Here is a 16,519-nt window from a genome sequence, read left to right as displayed (position 1 = left end):
AAGGCACATACGCCCGGCAACGCGCTTCCCGCAGCGCGCAAGCGATTCATGGCTAACCGACTCAGACACTTTCATCGGGCTCATAGACCGAACCCCGCACATTACCAGTAAGAGGCAGTAATACGGCCTTACTGCGGCGCACAACCATGGTGCAGGGACCAGGCGACGAGTTGTTCGACATAGTCGCGTGTCGGATCCGTCGGCGGATGCAGCGCGCTAAAGTTCGGGTAATCGTTGGCGCCATCGAGCGAGAAATCAGTTGGAATGACCGAGAAGTCGCCCCGTTCTGCCTCCAAAGCCCGGATGGTCTTGATAAACATATGACGCTTCTGCTTCTGTTCCCAATAGTCGTATCGACCTTTGTAATCGAGCTTCCAATTATTTTGGTTATGACTGTAATTAAGTGGCATCATATAGCCCACGACGACATCGGGCCCGAGCTCCTTAACGTGGTCGATCAATGTATTGGCATCATTGCGGACCCGCTCCATACGCGTTTCCCAAGTTTCCAGGTTCGCGCCCCACGCGTCATTGTCGCCCAGATTAATGATAACTAGATCGATATCTTTTCCGCCCAGAACGTCACGCTTGTAGCGCGCCATATCGACGGCGAAGTCTCCGGCCTCGTTCTTGAATACGAACGGGCTGCGAACATGCTGCTTTGACGCGACTGGATCGTATCCGGGCGGATTTTCACCCGTGCGCAGGATATTGTATAGATTGAAGGCCGAGCTCGATTCCGTGAACACACCTTCATAGATACTCTCATCTGTCCCTGGCAGCCGCCAAACGAATTCCTGCGTGCCGTTCATCGTCAGGTCGACCGTTTCCAGATTACGCATCCGATCGGCGAACAGGACAGGCCAAGACGTCGAGACACTGTGGCCGATGGTTAGCGCGTTCAGATCCGTCTGAACTTCGCAGGTCGGCGGAGACACGATTAGGTTGACGGCATGGCGGCCGATATACTCGTTCTCGCTCGTATACATGTTGATCCGCATGGAATAGGTGCCCGCATCGCCGGCCTGCGGGAACAGCTCAACATAACGGTTGCGGGCTGTGGTCTTGAAGGGAAGGTTGCGCTGATCGACAATGTAGTAATTGTGATCGACCGCCTCGGAAAGAACCAAGCTTTCGAAGAAGAATTGCTGCGGCTGCCCTTCAACCAGATAGTAGGTATCGACATAATTGGTCAGGAAATCGGCGTCTTTGATAACCCCGCCATCCTCTGACTCCAATGACAAGGTAATTGCGCGCAAAGCTGGCTCCAGCGCGCGCAGGTTAGACTCGGCCGTCTGGACGACCAACTGGTCGCCGTCCGGCACCAGGTTGATCAACGCGATCAGTTCGAATGGCTCATCCGAACTACCGTATTCGTTCATGTCCTCGACCGAGACGACGGCCAGCTCGACCGTCTTAAGCAGGTTCTGCTCGCCGCGCGCGATGACGAGATTGAGTTCTTCGCCCAGCCATTCTTTCATCAGCCCGATCTTCGCGTCGTTGCCAAGGTCGGCGAAACGGTTGCCCAGCTCCTCGACATTAACGAGCACGCGCAGATCGTCGCTGGACAGACTGGAGACGACGCGGTTGGCATTTGATAGCTCGAAGTCTGCAGCGCTGACGGTTTCGCCGCTCCCTGCAATCGGAACGCTTGCTTGGTCCCCGCCCCCGCCCCCGCCCCCGCACGCGGCGAGAAGCAATGCGAGGCATGCGATCAATCGGTATTTCATCGAAGGGCCTAGAAGTTTGAAAATCGTTTTTAAGTCGTAGCAAACCGCGGCCGGTTCCCCATACCGCTCTTTATCTTACCAATTCCATAGAGACGAGACCAGTCATTGTTCTGGATAGAGATAAGTCACGCCCGCATCCTCGCGAGAGGCAAACGGCATGTCCGGAATGAGGGCTGGCTGGCTGACCAAAACAGCTTCGCCGAATGGAATTAAGGCGATGGTGGGTTGACGCTCACGTAGCGTCTGCGCGTCCGCGCCCGCCACGTGGAGGGTGTCACCGACCGCGTGGACTTCCAGCGCACGCACGAAAAGCACATGGTCCAGCAAGTCTTCTACGGTCGCCAAAAAGATGTCACCCCGATCCCGCCGATCCGCTAACTCAGCCAATCCGGGTTCGAACCAATCGTGCTTTACCAGCATGCCATCGCGCACCGTTAGGGTTGAAATAGGCAGATAGGCGTGAATGTTCTGAAACGATCGTTCCGCGATCATGGAGTCTAAAAACTCTGCTGAGAACGTCTGGGCGGAGGGGACAAAATCGCTGGTGGTAAAGTGATAGGGCACCCAATCATCGCTCACATCATCGTCGAACCCCGGCGCACGAAACAGAATATTACCCGGTTGACCGTCCTCTACGAGAGTGAGCTTGCTCCCAAACTTGTCATCGCGGACATTCAAAAACCGAAAGTCGTTAGACTTTAGCGCGGGTAAAACATAGGCGACAGAATCTGGATCCCAACCCGACTCCCACAAGCATTCGCGCCCTCCGTGATCGACCCAAATGTTTGAACCAAACATCCGCGTCATATCCGTCACGACTTCCGTGATGCCTTCGGTTGTCTTACCCTGCTTTCGCATCAGACCACCGCAATGCAGCCCTATGTCAACCGTACCGTATTGAGCATATTCCAATAGCTGCTGGCGGTAGTCGTCATGATCCTCAACATTGGACTGGCGGATCATAAAAGTTTCGCCCGTCTCAGAATTTGCAATGCTGAGTTCGGCGTCGTTCCCAGTCGGGAACATGGTTTTAGTGACGGGGACACCGTGACCGATGAAGCCAGATCCGGCCTCATACCGACCTTCAAGATTGCCATACATAACCAGATTATCTTGCTCGATTCCATTATAGTCGGCGTGCTCTGTAATCGCGAAGCTCGCTAAGTAGCCGCTTGGCTGCAAAGTCGGGAATGCGATCGTGTCACTCGTGACAATTTGCATGACAACATTTGAAGAAGGGAGTGAGCTCGTAACGCCATGATTGACATGTTCGCGTGTTCCGTTTTCATCAGGGCTACTATCTGATCCTCGCGTCGTTCGTTCGCGAAGATTGTAGCTATATACCGTCAGCCGAAGCTTACCGTCAGCGCCAAACTCCATCTGAACCCCGTCCGCCCCTGTAAACGACACGACGCGCGTCTCGCCGCTATTCAGTGTCAGCCCGAAGGCTTGTGGGGCCATAGTGCCTAAAAAATATCGCTCCCCTTGGGCTAATGGTTTTAAGCTATGATCGCGGGAGACTAGGGTAATGCTCTTCACGTCGGCAATCTCGTGCAAAAAGCCACGATTCACAATGTCGGCGCGCGGCCGAGCGAGAGCGGGAAACTCCACAGCATGGCGTTCGCCGACCTGCTTGCCGTTCAAAGTGATCGGGGTGCGGGTAAGGGCGTGTCCGGTTTGTGTCGGAACGAATTGCCGGTCGACGTCCTTACCGAAGACTTTGACGTCGCGCAGGCCAATGTCCTGCATGAACTTTGCTTTATTGTCCCGTTTAGACTGGTTGACGCCGAGCGAAATGGTGAAAGTCTCGACATCAGGGAGTTGCAGGACGTTGGAATAGAGCTCGCGGTAGAGCTCATGGGGATCGCTACCGGGTTCGGGCTGCCGCGTGGTCAGAAGCTGGTAGTGACTATCACGCACAGCCGTAATCTCACCGGCCTCGTCATACCGAGTATATCCGGCCCAGACAATATATCTGAACGGTGTGGTCGCCGTCATCTCGATATCGAACAGCGCAAAGCGCGTATTATCGATTAGGGTCGAGTTGGGATTGTAGAGCTCCAATATCGTCTGTAAATCGGCGACCTCGGCCAGCAGCGCCCTAGGCTCCTCGGATATTGTGTCGATGAAAACACGAGCCTCTGCGCCTTTCGACTGATTGTCCAACCATAGAACTGACCACAAGACTGCACAGAACGCCGTTGCAACGATGACAAACCCGCCGAGTAGGATGCCAATACGTTTGGTCAATGTCGCGCTCCGTTTGCCTGTCTGGTCGCCGCAGAAAAAATAAAATTTAAGTGGGTGATTTGTAACCGGTTTTTTCAAATAGCAGGCGGAGCATTTCGCCCGCCAAGGAGGTTATTTCCTCGGTCGGCATAGTCTCGAACAGAATCATCGCGTAAATCGCGTCAGCTGGCAAGCCGAAACTATCGGCGATGTATTTGCCGATCTGACGGCCCAAATCGCCCTGACTGATATCGGCCCACTTCTCCCCCGATTCGAACACCAGCAGTGTGTCGCCAGCATGTTTTGGCGTGCTGGAGACGTAGAAATTAGGGTTCTCGCTCACATTGTCGATCTCTTCAGGGTGTAGCAGGACTTTCCGCGACCGATGGCTCGATCCGGTTTTCACTGTGAGAGCGTCGGCTTGCCCAGCACACAACTCGGCGAGCACCTTAATGATGTCGATTGGCCTGTCGTTCTGCAGGATGGCAAAATCATAGGTTGAGTCCTGAATTTGCCAGACCCATTCACTTTCGCTCTTGATTTTCACAACCGTATAGGTGTGACTGACCAAGCCCGGAACACTCCAGTCCCCTATGCCCGCCTCATAACCCCATAGCTCGTAAACCCGTTGCAGAACCCACGCGATATGGCCGCACATATCGCCGACTTCATTACGGATATGCGCACCTATATGAGCGCCGACAGAGACCGTCCCGTCTCTGGGGTGGACGAGCTTGTGCCAGTCTTTGACAATGTTGAAGGTCTGGTATGTATGCAGGGCAAAATTCGTGTTGGCATAGACCCATTCGCGCAGAATGGTTGTCCGCTCCAAATCCGTCGCAGCGGCTTCAATGTCCGTCTCGGCCGATATGAGCCGTATTAGCAAGGCATCGTTGGCGGCACGCTCAAAGTCGCTAAGGTCTGTCACAATATATGTGTGCCCGTGTTTAGTGATGTCGAGTTGTTGCTACCGCACTCAGTTTCCGTAGCCCAAGCACCAAGCACCAAGCGCCACGTTTGCGAAGGTCTCAGTTCCGGCATAAAAAAAGGCGATACTACAATATCGGTCACGAGAGTCGTCGCAGTGCAGTGGGTAATTTTTTGCACGACATAAGCTTCACCTATCGAAATCGCCTCAGCGGAATACCGTCATAGGTGCATCGCTCCTGCTTATACTCATGCACGCCACCTTCGCAAAGTCGCCTGCAGCTCCGAATCGAGAATTCGCTAAGTCGCATCAATACAGCGCCAATACCAAGTTGGATCGACAGCGCCGTGCGGTGTCCCTCTAAGACTGAGGCCCTCGCTTTTAGCCCTCGTGACGGGTCCGCTAAGTCCCGGCCTGGTAGTAATCGCGGTACCAGTCGACAAAGGCTTGGACACCGTCACGGACCGATGTGGACGGACGATACCCTGTCAAAACCTCTAGTAAATCAGAGTCGGCATAAGTCTTCGTCACGTCCCCTGGCTGCATCGGCAGCAGCTCTTTTTCGGCCGTTACCCCGACCGCGCGTTCGATTTCTGCGATGAAGTCCATCAGCGGAACCGGGTCTGCATTTCCGATATTCACAAGCCGATAGGGCGCCACCGGGGACAGTGAATCGCGGTCCGAAACGGGCGCTCCACGAACCGGTGCACAGTCCAGCAAAAGCTCAATTGAGCGCGTCAGATCGTCGACATAAGTGAAGTCGCGCGCCATTCGACCTTCATTAAAAACCTTGATCGGACGACCTTCAAACATCGCCTTTGTAAACAGGAAAAACGCCATGTCAGGACGCCCCCAAGGTCCATAAACTGTGAAGAAACGGAGCACAGTGGTCGGCAAATTGTGAAGATGGCTATGGCTGTGCGCGATGAGTTCAGATGCCTGTTTGGTCGCCGCGTAAATGGTCAGGGGGAAGCTGGCCTTATCGGTCTCAACAAAGGGATATTGATCGTTCGCGCCATAAGCAGAACTGGTCGACGCTAGGACCAAATGCTCTACCGCATGTTCACGACTTAATTCGATCACGTTGAAACTGCCGGTCACATTCGTATCGACATAGGCGCGGGGATTTTCGAGCGAATAGCGCACGCCCGCCTGCGCGGCGAGGTGGACAACCCGGTCCGGTTTGAAGTCGGCAAAGACCGCCGACATCGCATCGAAATCTTCTAATGCAATCTGGTGCGTGGTGAAGCTTTCAAACGGCGTCAGCTGGGCCAGCCGGTCATGTTTTAGCGACACATCGTAATAAGGTGTGATCGAGTCGATACCGCAAACATCGTGGCCATCGCGAAGCAACCGCAATGCCAAATTCTGGCCGATAAAGCCTGCTGTGCCTGTGATCAGGGTTTTCATAAGGCGCGAGTGGTGATCATAAGTTAAGCTGTCAAGCACTCGGGTGATGCGCGAGGCTTGTCCGATCCCCTCACCCCGCAGAATAATCCATTTGTCGCATCTCACTTCCACTGTTAGGCGCGACCTAGGCAAAAATTTGCAAAACCCTAGGTAGGCAGAATGTGCGGCATTGTCGGCATCATTGGACGTGCACCCGTCTCGGATCGTTTGGTCTCGGGCCTGAAACGTCTGGAATATCGCGGCTATGATAGTGCCGGTATTGCCGTCATCAATGACGATACCGTCCATCGACGCCGCGCAAGGGGTAAGATTGCTAATCTTGAGGCCTGCCTCAATGACGATCCTATCGACGGTCATTCCGGCATAGCCCATACACGGTGGGCCACCCATGGTGCGCCTACAGAGACTAACGCCCATCCGCACCATGCGGGTCGCGTGGCGCTCGTTCACAACGGGATTATCGAGAATTATGCCGATATTCGCGAGGCCCTTCCCCCGAGAAATTATGAATCTGACACGGACACTGAAGTCGCCGCTCATCTGATCGATGAAGCCCTCAAAAACGGGCAGTCTCCGCGCGAGGCCTTTGCCGCTGCGCTGGCACAATTCCGCGGGGCCTACGCACTGGGTGTCTTGATCAAAGGTGCGGATGACGAAATCTTCTGCGCCCGTCACGGCTCACCACTCGCTATCGGCCTTGGTGACGGAGAAATGTATCTCGGCTCCGACGCCATGGCGCTGGCGCCATTGACGAGCCGACTGATCTATTTGGAAGAAGGCGATTGGGCCATTTTAAAGCGCGACGGAGTCGAAATCTTTGACAAGACTAACGCGCCCGTCGACCGCCCTGTCACCGACGTTAAAGGCGTGGACGAAGTCGCGAATAAGGGCGAATATGCGCACTTCATGCTCAAGGAAATCTATGAGCAGCCTGAAACACTCGCCCGGACCTTGTCCCACTATCTTGATCTAAGCGAAATGCGGGTCGATATGCCTGACGGCCTTGATTTCAGCGAAATTGACCGTGTCATTATCGTCGCCTGCGGCACAGCCTTCATTGCCGGCATGGTCGCAAAATATATGTTCGAGCAAATTGCCGCCATTCCAGTCGATATCGATATCGCTTCAGAATTCCGCTACCGTGATCCCGTCTTGAGCCCAAAAAGCCTGATGATCGTGGTATCGCAATCTGGCGAAACGGCGGATACGCTTGCGGCTCTGCGCTATGCAAAACAGCACGGGCTAACAACGGCCGCTCTGGTCAATGTCATGACCTCAACGATGGCACGCGAAGCCGATATTGCTATGCCGATCAAGGCCGGACCCGAGATCGGCGTTGCCTCGACCAAAGCCTTCACCTCGCAAACCTGTGCTTTGGCGGCTCTGGCCGTTGGCGCGGCTTTCCAGACTGGGCGTATCGATGACAATGCCGCCGCCACCCATTGTCGCGATCTCGCATCATTGCCGCAGCGCGTTACCGAAGCGCTATCCTCTGACACGATAATTGCCAAAACGGCCAAAGGCCTCGTTACCGCGCGTTCAGCGTTCTTCTTGGGACGCGGAGCCATGGTCCCAATTGCCTTGGAAGGGGCGCTCAAGCTCAAGGAAATTTCCTACATCCATGCTGAAGGTTACGCGGCGGGCGAGCTAAAGCACGGCCCCATCGCGCTGATTGAAGACGGAACGCCCGTGATCGTGATTGCGCCAGATGATGCGCTATACGAAAAAACCGTGTCCAACTTGCAGGAAGTCGCCGCGCGTGGCGCACGCGTCATTTTGTTCACTGACCCTAAAGGGGCAGCCGCGGCAAAATCGCTATCCGACGACATCGTCGTACTACCAGAAGCCACGCCACTAACCGCGCCGATCGTTCAGGCCATCGGCCAGCAACTTCTCGCTTATTACACAGCCGTGGAGCTTGGCACCGACGTCGACCAGCCCCGTAATCTGGCAAAATCCGTTACTGTTGAATAGGCGGCCCTCGTGACGGCTCCGCTTCTTGTTATTGGTCGATCTGGCCAGCTCGCTCGTGCTTTGTCGAGGCTGGAGCCTGACGCAATCACGCTCTCTCGAAGGACGCTTGATATATCAGATAGCGCATCAATCTCTCGAATTCTTGGGGACCTTCTGGACAGACAGAGCATTCGCGCTGTAATTAACGCCGCCGCCTACACACAGGTCGATCTGGCTGAATCAGACAAGGTGTTCGCTGATAGGATCAACGCGGCCGCCCCGGAAATGATCGCACAACTCTGCGATCAGCATTCGGTGCCTTTCGTTCATGTCTCAACCGATTATGTCTTCGACGGAACCAACACACGGCCCTACCGTGAGGACGATCCGACAAACCCAGTCAATTTTTACGGTGAGAGCAAGCTCGGGGGTGAGCGCGGGGTCCTCAATACGGCTAAAAAGGCCGCCATTCTACGAACCTCCTGGGTCTATGATCTGCAGGGAAAAAACTTTGTCACGACGATGTTGCGACTGGCCGAAGAACGCGATGAGCTCCGCATTGTCTGTGACCAAATTGGCCGACCCACCCACGCGAATGTGCTCGCCAAAGCCTGCATCGCCGCCATCAGACATGAGGGCATTTTCCACGTCTCCGGAACAGGTGATCCCGTCAGCTGGGCCGAGTTTGCGAAAGAGATATTCGAAGCAGCGGGTAAGACCATCAATGTCGTGCCGATACCGACGTCCGATTATCCGACGCCCGCAAAGCGACCAGCCTACTCTGTGCTCGATACATCGAAATTTGAAAGCGAGATTGGTCCCCTGCCCGACTGGCGGGACACATTACGCGAAAGCTTCAGTCGAACGGGCTGACCCAATCGGCAAAGGCGGGGGCATCCACATCCTTGCCCGACAGGATGGGAGCACTCGCGCCCAGATCCCAATCGACACCAGCACTCTTCCACAAAACTGAGCCGTCATGATCGCGCGAATAGGGCGCACTGACCTTATAAGCGATCTCGCTATTGGGCTCTCGCGTGACAAAGCCGTGCAAAAAGCCCGTCGGGACGAAGAGTTGGTGGGCGTTTTGTGCCGATAGCTCCACGGCAATCCACTGTCCGTAACTCGCTGAGCCGCGCCGCACATCGACGGCCACATCCAGAACCGATCCGGCAATGCAGCGCACGAGCTTGTCCTGCGCGCAAGGAGGTGCCTGATAATGCAAGCCCCGCAGCGTGCCGACAGCCGTGGACAAAGAATGATTATCTTGAACAAAATGAACTGTCCGTCCGGCGGCTTCATTCAGCGCGTCCTTACGATAGCTTTCCATGAACCAGCCTCGGTCATCGCCGTGGCGCATGGGTTCGCACAGGAGTAACCCGTCGATTGAAAGAGATTTGATGTTCATGTCAGATTGCGCGGAACCGCGCCTTGTCGAAAACTTTTAGGACCTGCGTCAGATCATGACCACGCTTCAGGATCAACCCACCCGGCGCAACAACTGCATATTGCCCTTGGCGATTGCGCAGCGCGGGCACTTTCTCAATTCGGTAGAGTGGATGTTCGGACGCTTTCCGAAAGACTGAAAACACACAGCGATCCTGCAGAAAGTCGATCGCGTAATCCTTCCAATCCCCCTTCGAGACCATCTGGCCATAGACATTGAGGATAAAGGACAGTTCACGCCGATCAAAACTGACCTGAGACGGGGACCTGAGTCCGTTGCCAATCCGAACGACGTTGCTCATTACAACCTACATAGCCTCTGAACATAGCTCATGGCAAAAGGTTTAAAGCCTCAAAAATAGCCTCAGCGATTATGGCTGTTCTCTGCACAAACCGTATGGTCGTGCCTCACTTTCACCACATTTGAGACAATTTTCAGGCATGGTTCGCAGGGATAGCGGCCATGTCGGGAGGATGGCGGCGGGATTGGCTTGGTTATTTTCAGCCCCCCAGCCCCCAAGTTGAAAACATCGCTGTTCTCTCGACACCCAAAATTCAGAGGCAAACGTCCTCTAATAATTCGGGTTGCGCTCTCCTGATCCGCACCCGGATCGGCCTTGGCAAATAGCAGGGGTCGAATAGCGGGTCGACCTCGTTCAGCCCCGGGGCCGGCCCGTTTTATCTATGAAACGCTAAGGCTCGAACCGCGCTGCACCGATGATCGCCGCCGTGGTCGCATCATGCGCAAGCACAGCGAGACCCGCTTTCGGGTGAAGGCCGCAGACCATCTGTCCGCTCCACTCACGATAATCCAAGTCTGTCACAACATTCGCCAGAGTCAGCGTATGACCGCGATTCTCACCCTTCTTCACGTTGACCGCCTGTATGCCGGGCTCATAGCCAATCAGAGCCAATTTCGACCCTTTCGGCAGCTTTCCTTCAACGCATAACTCACCGCTTTGGCGTACCAGCGCTATTGATGCTGGCACGTTTGCGCGAGTTGCCGTGTCGATGGGCATACGCGGCGCGTGGGCTTGACCACCCACAACCATCATCGGCGTATAAACGCCGGAATCGAGCGCTTGATCATATTGACGCTGACGCGCGGTGAAAGCTGGGTCACCAAACGTATCTTTCCAACCCAAATAGTCCCAATAGGTTACCCCATAAGACAGAGCCAGAACGTCCGGATGATCTGCGTCGAGACCAGCGATGAAAGCATTCGCTGTCGGGCAGGACGAACATCCTTGCGACGTGAACAGCTCGACCACAGAGGTTGGTTGCGATGTTGTCGCGGCTACTGCGGGTGCCGCGCACACAGTGATAGCCAATACGGAAAGAAGAGTGGATTTCATAAATCTCTCATACGCCAGAGCAAATTGACCTGCCATGAACGGCTGCATCACGTTGCGGTGAAGCGTTGATCGTTAGAGAGATTGTATTGGCGCTTTGTCGGGCTTTCCATCACCGTCCATATCGGGATCACCATCGGCTGAGAGCAGGATTGCAATCCATCGGGTTGTCGGAAACTGAGCCAAGATGATCATCAGAATGACGGTCATTGGTGCGGATAGAAACGCGCCGACCCCGCCCCATAATGCCCCCCAAACGGTTAGCGATAATACGACGACGAGCGCGCTCATGTTCATACTGTCACCCATCATCTTAGGTTGGATCGTATTGGACACAACAAATTGGGCGGCGAATAGAATACTGGCGAGCACTGCGACACGACCAAAGCTATCGAACTCAACCAAGCCGAACAGAACCGGCATCGCCACAGCGGCAAATCCGCCAACGATGGGGATATAATTCAGAATGAAGATCACCAAGGCCCAGAACAGGGCATTGTCGAGCCCCAAAGCGACCATGGCGATGTAAGAGATCACGGTCTGCATCAGACTGACGAGGGTCTGCACAGAAATATATTGCTCAATAGAATGACGAATGGACGTGCCGATCCGCGACGCCTGCGCCCGGCGGACCGGGTCTGGGAAGAGGTTGTCCATCTTACTTGGGAAACTGGCCTGAGCAAGAAACAGAAAGACGACATAGATCGCGATCAGGACGAATTCCGACAGAACCCCCTGAATGGTTGAGGCGAACCCACCGATTACACCTTCGAGCCGATCCGTCAGGGCAAACCGTTCATTCAACGCCGAGAAGGAAATATCCTGCCCCGTGAGCTCGCCCACCCATGCGAACAATTCTCCGATACGGGCCTGGTAGCGGGGCACTTCATCTACAACGCCGCTGACTGTATCGGCGACCACAACAACCAGTCCAGCCAGCAGGCCAACCGTAATCAACGACGCAATTGTGAGCGCAAACCAATAGGGAATGCGATCAGACAGATTGTCGATCCATCGCGCCAGCGCATCAATCGCCAACCAAAAGAAGAGTGCCAACGCAAACGGCGCGACAAGGTCGCGCGTTACGTAGAGCGTCCAAAATACGGCGACCGCCGCAATAACGAGGAGTGAGGATCGTATAGTCGTATCAACAGTCATAGAGTCCTTATATTGCATTCAAGGGGCGAGGCTCATAACGGTTTTTAATCACCCGGTCTCAGCGGGTAGGAGAACGAACTATGAGTGAGACAATTTTCATTGGCACTGACACGGATGGCGTGCGGCAGGAATTGCGGCTCGATAAGGCCAATCGCCATGGTCTGGTCGCGGGCGCAACCGGCACCGGTAAGACAGTGACTTTGCAAATTTTGACGGAAGGTTTCTCTAAAAACGGCATTCCCGTGTTTGCCGCCGATGTGAAAGGCGATCTCTCCGGTATCTCGCAAAGCGGATCGGAAACACACAAACTACACGACAAGCTGATCAGTCGCGCGGGCAAGATCGGGCTAGAGGGTTACAGCTACCGGGCGTTCCCGACGATCTTCTGGGATCTCTACGGCAAACAGGGCCATCCAGTCCGCACGACAATTTCGGAAATGGGGCCGGTTTTACTGTCTCGTCTGATGGGCCTGACGGAAACGCAGGAAGGCATCATGACGATCGCCTTCGAATTTGCCGATGATAACGGCATGCTGCTGCTCGACCTTAAGGACCTCAATAGCCTGCTCAATCATCTGGCTGAGAATCGTGATGAGATCAGCCGCGAATATGGCAATGTCACGGGCCAATCCGTCGCCGCGATCCGGCGCAACTTGCTGCAGCTGGAACGCGCGGGCGCAGAAGCCTTTTTCGGCGAACCGGCCTTAGAGCTCGAAGACTTTATGAAAGTCGGTGAGGACGGCATGGGCATGGTCAACATTTTGGCCGCCGACGAGTTGATCAACAGCCCGTCTCTTTACGCGACTTTCCTGCTCTGGCTCCTGTCCGAACTGTTCGAAGAACTCCCAGAAGTCGGCAACCCCGACAAGCCCGTCATGGTGTTCTTCTTCGACGAGGCTCACCTCCTTTTTGACGACGCGCCCAAACCCTTGATCCAGAAAATTGAACAAGTGGCCCGTCTGATCCGCTCGAAAGGCGTGGGCGTTTATTTCGTCACGCAAAACCCGATGGATATTCCCGACAGTGTGCTCGGTCAGCTTGGCAATCGCATTCAACATGCCTTGCGCGCATATACGCCGAGAGAGCAGCGCGCCGTCCGCGCGGCGGCCACTAGTTTCCGGGAAAACCCCGCCTTCGATACGGAAGAGGTCATCACCGATTTGGGGGTTGGTGAGGCGCTAGTCAGCTTGCTGAATGAGCGCGGCGCCCCTGACATTGTTGGCCGGACCTTGATCCGCCCACCCTCATCGCGCCTTGGCCCCGCCACAACGGCAGAGCGGAAGGCTGTGCAGGCTGATAGCCCAATCGGCGAGAAGTACGACACGGCCATCGACCGAGAAAGCGCCTACGAAACGCTGGAAACTCGCGCCGACAAGCGCGCCCGGGAAGAGGCCGCAGAAGCCAAGCGACTTGAGCGGGAAAAGGCGAAGACAAAACGCGCCACGACGACGCGCAAGCGCACATCACGGAAAAAAGAGAGCGTGCTGGTCAAAGAGGTTAAACGGGAGATGAAACGCGAAGGGCGGCTGATCATGCGGCGGGCCATGCGCAATGCGGTCCGCGGTATTCTCGGCGGGATGATGCGGCGCTAACGCACTCACCCATGTTTCACACGAAACAGAAATAATGCTGACCCGCTTCGCTCCATCACCAACGGGATTTCTCCATTTGGGCCACGCCTATGCAGCCGAGCAAGCCTTTTCACTTGGGCCGTGCCTGCTCAGGATGGAGGACATCGACAACACCCGATCTCGCCCTGAATTGGTTGATGCCATCTATGAGGATCTGAGATGGCTCGGATTTGATTGGCCTGAGCCAGTGCGGGTCCAGCGTGACCACATGGCGGACTATCAAGGTGTGATCGAGGCCTTAAATGCGCGCGGCTTGCTCTATGAAGATTATACGACCCGAACCGGGCGGGAAAATCGGGACCTCCCACCTGCGATCAAACTCTCTACCGCACGCGCCGTGAAAGCACTCGGCACGGATCAGTTGAGCTTTCAGGAAGGGTCGAAAACAATCCCAATCGACTTAACCCAGCTTGAGGACAAAACCTTAGTACGGCGCGACATTGGCACGAGCTATCATATTGCGGTGACGCATGATGACTGGCTGCAAAACATCACGGATGTTGGGCGTGGGTGCGACCTCTATGAGAAAACACCCGTTCACGTCCTGATCCAAAGTTTGATGGGGTGGCCGGTGCCGCGCTACCATCACCATGCGCTGGTGATGGAGACGGCAGACCGGAAAATGAGCAAGCGGTCAGGATCACAAACGATCCGATCACTGCGAGAGAGTGGACGATCTGCAGCGGAAGTGCTGGACCTAGCGCGCGCCAGCGTCGATAGGCCAGCCCCATGAAAAACGACCCAACGCTTCTTGTCACCGGCGGGTGCGGCTTCATCGGTTCAGCCGTGTGCCGCATGGCTGTGTCGCGCGGCCTGCGCGTCATAAATGTGGATTCGCTCACCTACGCCGCTAATCCGGCCAATGTCGCGCCGGTTGCGGATAGCCCGCTCTATAGTTTCGAGCATGCGGACATTCGTGACGCAGACGCCATGACGCGCATTTTCGAGGCCTATCAACCGACCGCCGTGATGCATCTCGCCGCTGAGAGTCATGTCGATCGGTCCATCGACGGCCCAACCGCCTTTGTCGACACCAACGTCATGGGCACGGCAACTTTGTTGCAAGCCGCCCGCGCGCAATGGGAAGCCATTGGAAAATCAGACGATTTTCGCTTCGTCCATGTCAGCACGGATGAAGTTTACGGCGATCTTGGCCCAGATGACCCCGCCTTTTCAGAAACGACGCCTTACGCGCCCAGCAGCCCTTATTCCGCGTCCAAAGCCGCGTCAGACCATCTGGTGCGCGCGTGGCATAGGACGTTCGGTCTGCCGATCCTGATCACCAATTGCTCGAATAATTACGGGCCCTACCAGTTCCCGGAAAAGCTGATCCCTGTTGTCATTCTCAACGGCCTCGCAGGTCGCCCAATCCCGGTTTACGGTGAGGGCACAAACCGCCGTGACTGGTTGCATGTCGATGACCATGCGGACGCCCTACTCACCGTTCTGGAGGGCGGGCAGCCGGGCCGAACTTACAATATTGGCGGCGATAATGAACAAGCCAATATCGATCTAGTTCACGAAATATGCCGCCAGCTTGACGCTCACCCCGGCGCGCCAGGAACCGACCATGCTGCATTGATTGAATTCGTCACAGACCGGCCCGGCCATGACCGCCGCTACGCGATTGATGCGTCGCGGATGCGGGACGAACTTAACTGGACCGCACGCACCAATGGCAGCGACGGCCTGTCAGCCACAGTGGATTGGTATTTGTCGAACCGCGATTGGTGGCAGGCGCTGACGGATCAAGCCGCACAACGGCTTGGCCAAGGCAACAAGACCCGCTAGGCGGTCCAGATGGAAAATAGACGCGGTATCATTTTGGCAGGCGGCACTGGGTCGCGCCTACACCCCTCCACGATCAGCGTGAGCAAACAGCTCATGCCAGTCTTTGACAAACCGATGATTTATTATCCGCTCTGCACACTGATGAGTGCAGGTATGCGGGAGATTCTCGTCATTACGACCCCCCGCGATCAAGACGCGTTTCGCAACCTACTCGGCGATGGATCACTGCTTGGCATTTCGATCACTTACGCCGTTCAAGCCAAACCAAAAGGAATCGCCCAGGCCCTTGTCATTGGTGAGGATGAGGGGTTTCTCGACGGTCATCAGTCCGCGCTCGTGCTGGGCGATAACTTGTTTTTTGGTGACGAGTTCGACGATCAACTTCTGGAAACCAATAAGCCGCATGTGGGCGCTACGGTCTTCGGATATCACGTCAAAAACCCCAAAGATTATGGCGTCTTAGGGTTTGATGATGATGGTCGCGTGACCTCGATTGAGGAAAAACCTGACAATCCTCAATCCAACTTTGCCGTAACAGGTCTCTATTTTTACGACGAACATGCGCCGACCTATGCACGCACAGTTCGCCCATCAGGCCGTCAGGAACTTGAAATCACGGCGCTCAACCAAGCCTATCTCGACCGGGGCGAATTGCGCGTGGAAACATTAGGCACCGGAACGACTTGGCTCGACACAGGGACGCACCGTTCATTGCTGCAAGCATCTAACTTTGTCGGGATTATCGAGGAACGTCAGGGCCGCCGGATCTGCTGTCCGGAAGAAGTGGCATGGCGTAAGGGATGGATTGATGATGCCGGATTTGCGCGCGCCGCAGAGCCCGTGGCGAAATCTAATTATGGACGCTATCTGCTCAGCCTGCTGGATTAAGGC

At 55.3% G+C, this 16,519-nt stretch carries 14 protein-coding genes; 6 read left to right on the top strand and 8 right to left on the bottom strand.

Features of this window, described 5'->3' with window-relative positions; genetic code table 11:
* Positions 1 to 128: 128 nt before the first annotated feature.
* The 4 genes from QQL54_RS12850 to QQL54_RS12835 all read right to left on the bottom strand — a co-directional run bounded on the left by QQL54_RS12850 (position 129) and on the right by QQL54_RS12835 (position 6,297).
* Entirely contained in the window at positions 129 to 1,730 is a 1,602-nt protein-coding gene (locus tag QQL54_RS12850) for an SGNH/GDSL hydrolase family protein (protein ID WP_284391397.1), read from the bottom strand.
* 102 nt (positions 1,731 to 1,832) lie between these two features.
* The gene (locus QQL54_RS12845; protein ID WP_284391394.1) at positions 1,833 to 3,980 is read right to left on the bottom strand and encodes a hypothetical protein; all 2,148 of its coding nucleotides are present in this window, start codon (positions 3,978 to 3,980) and stop codon (positions 1,833 to 1,835) included.
* Positions 3,981 to 4,026: 46 nt separating this feature from the next.
* On the bottom strand, positions 4,027 to 4,887 hold the full coding sequence (locus tag QQL54_RS12840) for a hypothetical protein (RefSeq protein WP_284391392.1): 861 nt from the start codon (positions 4,885 to 4,887) through the stop codon (positions 4,027 to 4,029).
* A gap of 402 nt (positions 4,888 to 5,289) precedes the next feature.
* Positions 5,290 to 6,297, bottom strand: a complete 1,008-nt coding sequence (locus QQL54_RS12835) for an NAD-dependent epimerase/dehydratase family protein (protein WP_284391389.1) — start codon at positions 6,295 to 6,297, stop codon at positions 5,290 to 5,292.
* Between the two features lie 159 nt (positions 6,298 to 6,456).
* Between QQL54_RS12835 and glmS the strand changes: the two genes are divergently transcribed.
* Together glmS and rfbD are read left to right on the top strand one after the other, a co-directional pair.
* The gene (glmS, locus tag QQL54_RS12830; protein WP_284391386.1) at positions 6,457 to 8,271 is read left to right on the top strand and encodes a glutamine--fructose-6-phosphate transaminase (isomerizing); all 1,815 of its coding nucleotides are present in this window, start codon (positions 6,457 to 6,459) and stop codon (positions 8,269 to 8,271) included.
* Between the two features lie 9 nt (positions 8,272 to 8,280).
* A complete protein-coding gene (rfbD, locus tag QQL54_RS12825; protein ID WP_284391382.1) occupies positions 8,281 to 9,123 on the top strand; it encodes a dTDP-4-dehydrorhamnose reductase in 843 nt (280 codons plus the stop codon).
* On the opposite strand, the gene rfbC is transcribed toward rfbD, so the two are convergent.
* The 4 genes from rfbC to QQL54_RS12805 all read right to left on the bottom strand — a co-directional run bounded on the left by rfbC (position 9,107) and on the right by QQL54_RS12805 (position 12,206).
* Positions 9,107 to 9,658 carry a dTDP-4-dehydrorhamnose 3,5-epimerase gene (gene rfbC, locus QQL54_RS12820; protein ID WP_284391377.1) on the bottom strand — a complete coding sequence of 184 codons (552 nt, stop codon included), beginning with the start codon at positions 9,656 to 9,658 and terminating at the stop codon, positions 9,107 to 9,109. The genes rfbD and rfbC overlap by 17 nt on opposite strands.
* Before the next feature lies 1 nt (position 9,659).
* Positions 9,660 to 9,998, bottom strand: coding sequence for a DUF2794 domain-containing protein (locus QQL54_RS12815; RefSeq protein WP_284391374.1), 339 nt, complete (start codon positions 9,996 to 9,998; stop codon positions 9,660 to 9,662).
* 390 nt (positions 9,999 to 10,388) lie between these two features.
* Entirely contained in the window at positions 10,389 to 11,051 is a 663-nt protein-coding gene (locus QQL54_RS12810; RefSeq protein ID WP_284391372.1) for a DUF1223 domain-containing protein, read from the bottom strand.
* A gap of 72 nt (positions 11,052 to 11,123) precedes the next feature.
* A complete protein-coding gene (locus tag QQL54_RS12805; RefSeq protein WP_284391369.1) occupies positions 11,124 to 12,206 on the bottom strand; it encodes an AI-2E family transporter in 1,083 nt (360 codons plus the stop codon).
* An 80-nt stretch (positions 12,207 to 12,286) separates the two neighbouring features.
* Here QQL54_RS12805 and QQL54_RS12800 point away from each other — a divergent pair, with 80 nt between their 5' ends.
* The 4 genes from QQL54_RS12800 to rfbA are packed head-to-tail and all read left to right on the top strand — an operon-like array spanning position 12,287 to position 16,516.
* Positions 12,287 to 13,798: a helicase HerA-like domain-containing protein gene (locus QQL54_RS12800; RefSeq protein ID WP_284391367.1), complete on the top strand. Its 1,512-nt coding sequence runs from the start codon at positions 12,287 to 12,289 to the stop codon at positions 13,796 to 13,798.
* 34 nt (positions 13,799 to 13,832) lie between these two features.
* The gene (locus QQL54_RS12795) at positions 13,833 to 14,570 is read left to right on the top strand and encodes a glutamate--tRNA ligase family protein (RefSeq protein ID WP_284391365.1); all 738 of its coding nucleotides are present in this window, start codon (positions 13,833 to 13,835) and stop codon (positions 14,568 to 14,570) included.
* Positions 14,567 to 15,628 (top strand): dTDP-glucose 4,6-dehydratase, encoded by a 1,062-nt coding sequence (gene rfbB, locus QQL54_RS12790; protein WP_284391361.1) that lies wholly within the window; start codon positions 14,567 to 14,569, stop codon positions 15,626 to 15,628. Before QQL54_RS12795 ends, rfbB begins: the two co-directional genes overlap by 4 nt.
* Positions 15,629 to 15,637: 9 nt before the next feature.
* The gene (gene rfbA, locus QQL54_RS12785) at positions 15,638 to 16,516 is read left to right on the top strand and encodes a glucose-1-phosphate thymidylyltransferase RfbA (protein WP_284391359.1); all 879 of its coding nucleotides are present in this window, start codon (positions 15,638 to 15,640) and stop codon (positions 16,514 to 16,516) included.
* Positions 16,517 to 16,519 lie beyond the last annotated feature (3 nt).

Origin of the sequence: Algimonas ampicilliniresistens (genome assembly GCF_030159955.1) — a bacterium.
Taxonomy (GTDB): Bacteria; Pseudomonadota; Alphaproteobacteria; order Caulobacterales; family Maricaulaceae; genus Litorimonas; species Litorimonas ampicilliniresistens.
The sequence above is the reverse complement of the archived record's forward strand: the minus strand, read 5'-3'. Positions and strand labels throughout refer to the sequence as shown.

Excerpts from the sequence above, each read along its gene's own strand:
- rfbB (WP_284391361.1), top strand. The coding sequence starts at position 14,567 with ATGAAAAACGACCCAACGCTTCTTGTCACCGGCGGGTGCGGCTTCATC.
- QQL54_RS12805 (WP_284391369.1), bottom strand. The coding sequence starts at position 12,206 with ATGACTGTTGATACGACTATACGATCCTCACTCCTCGTTATTGCGGCG.
- QQL54_RS12810 (WP_284391372.1), bottom strand. The coding sequence starts at position 11,051 with ATGAAATCCACTCTTCTTTCCGTATTGGCTATCACTGTGTGCGCGGCA.
- QQL54_RS12850 (WP_284391397.1), bottom strand. The coding sequence starts at position 1,730 with ATGAAATACCGATTGATCGCATGCCTCGCATTGCTTCTCGCCGCGTGC.
- QQL54_RS12800 (WP_284391367.1), top strand. The coding sequence starts at position 12,287 with ATGAGTGAGACAATTTTCATTGGCACTGACACGGATGGCGTGCGGCAG.
- glmS (WP_284391386.1), top strand. The coding sequence starts at position 6,457 with ATGTGCGGCATTGTCGGCATCATTGGACGTGCACCCGTCTCGGATCGT.
- rfbC (WP_284391377.1), bottom strand. The coding sequence starts at position 9,658 with ATGAACATCAAATCTCTTTCAATCGACGGGTTACTCCTGTGCGAACCC.
- QQL54_RS12795 (WP_284391365.1), top strand. The coding sequence starts at position 13,833 with ATGCTGACCCGCTTCGCTCCATCACCAACGGGATTTCTCCATTTGGGC.
- rfbA (WP_284391359.1), top strand. The coding sequence starts at position 15,638 with ATGGAAAATAGACGCGGTATCATTTTGGCAGGCGGCACTGGGTCGCGC.
- QQL54_RS12815 (WP_284391374.1), bottom strand. The coding sequence starts at position 9,998 with ATGAGCAACGTCGTTCGGATTGGCAACGGACTCAGGTCCCCGTCTCAG.
- QQL54_RS12835 (WP_284391389.1), bottom strand. The coding sequence starts at position 6,297 with ATGAAAACCCTGATCACAGGCACAGCAGGCTTTATCGGCCAGAATTTG.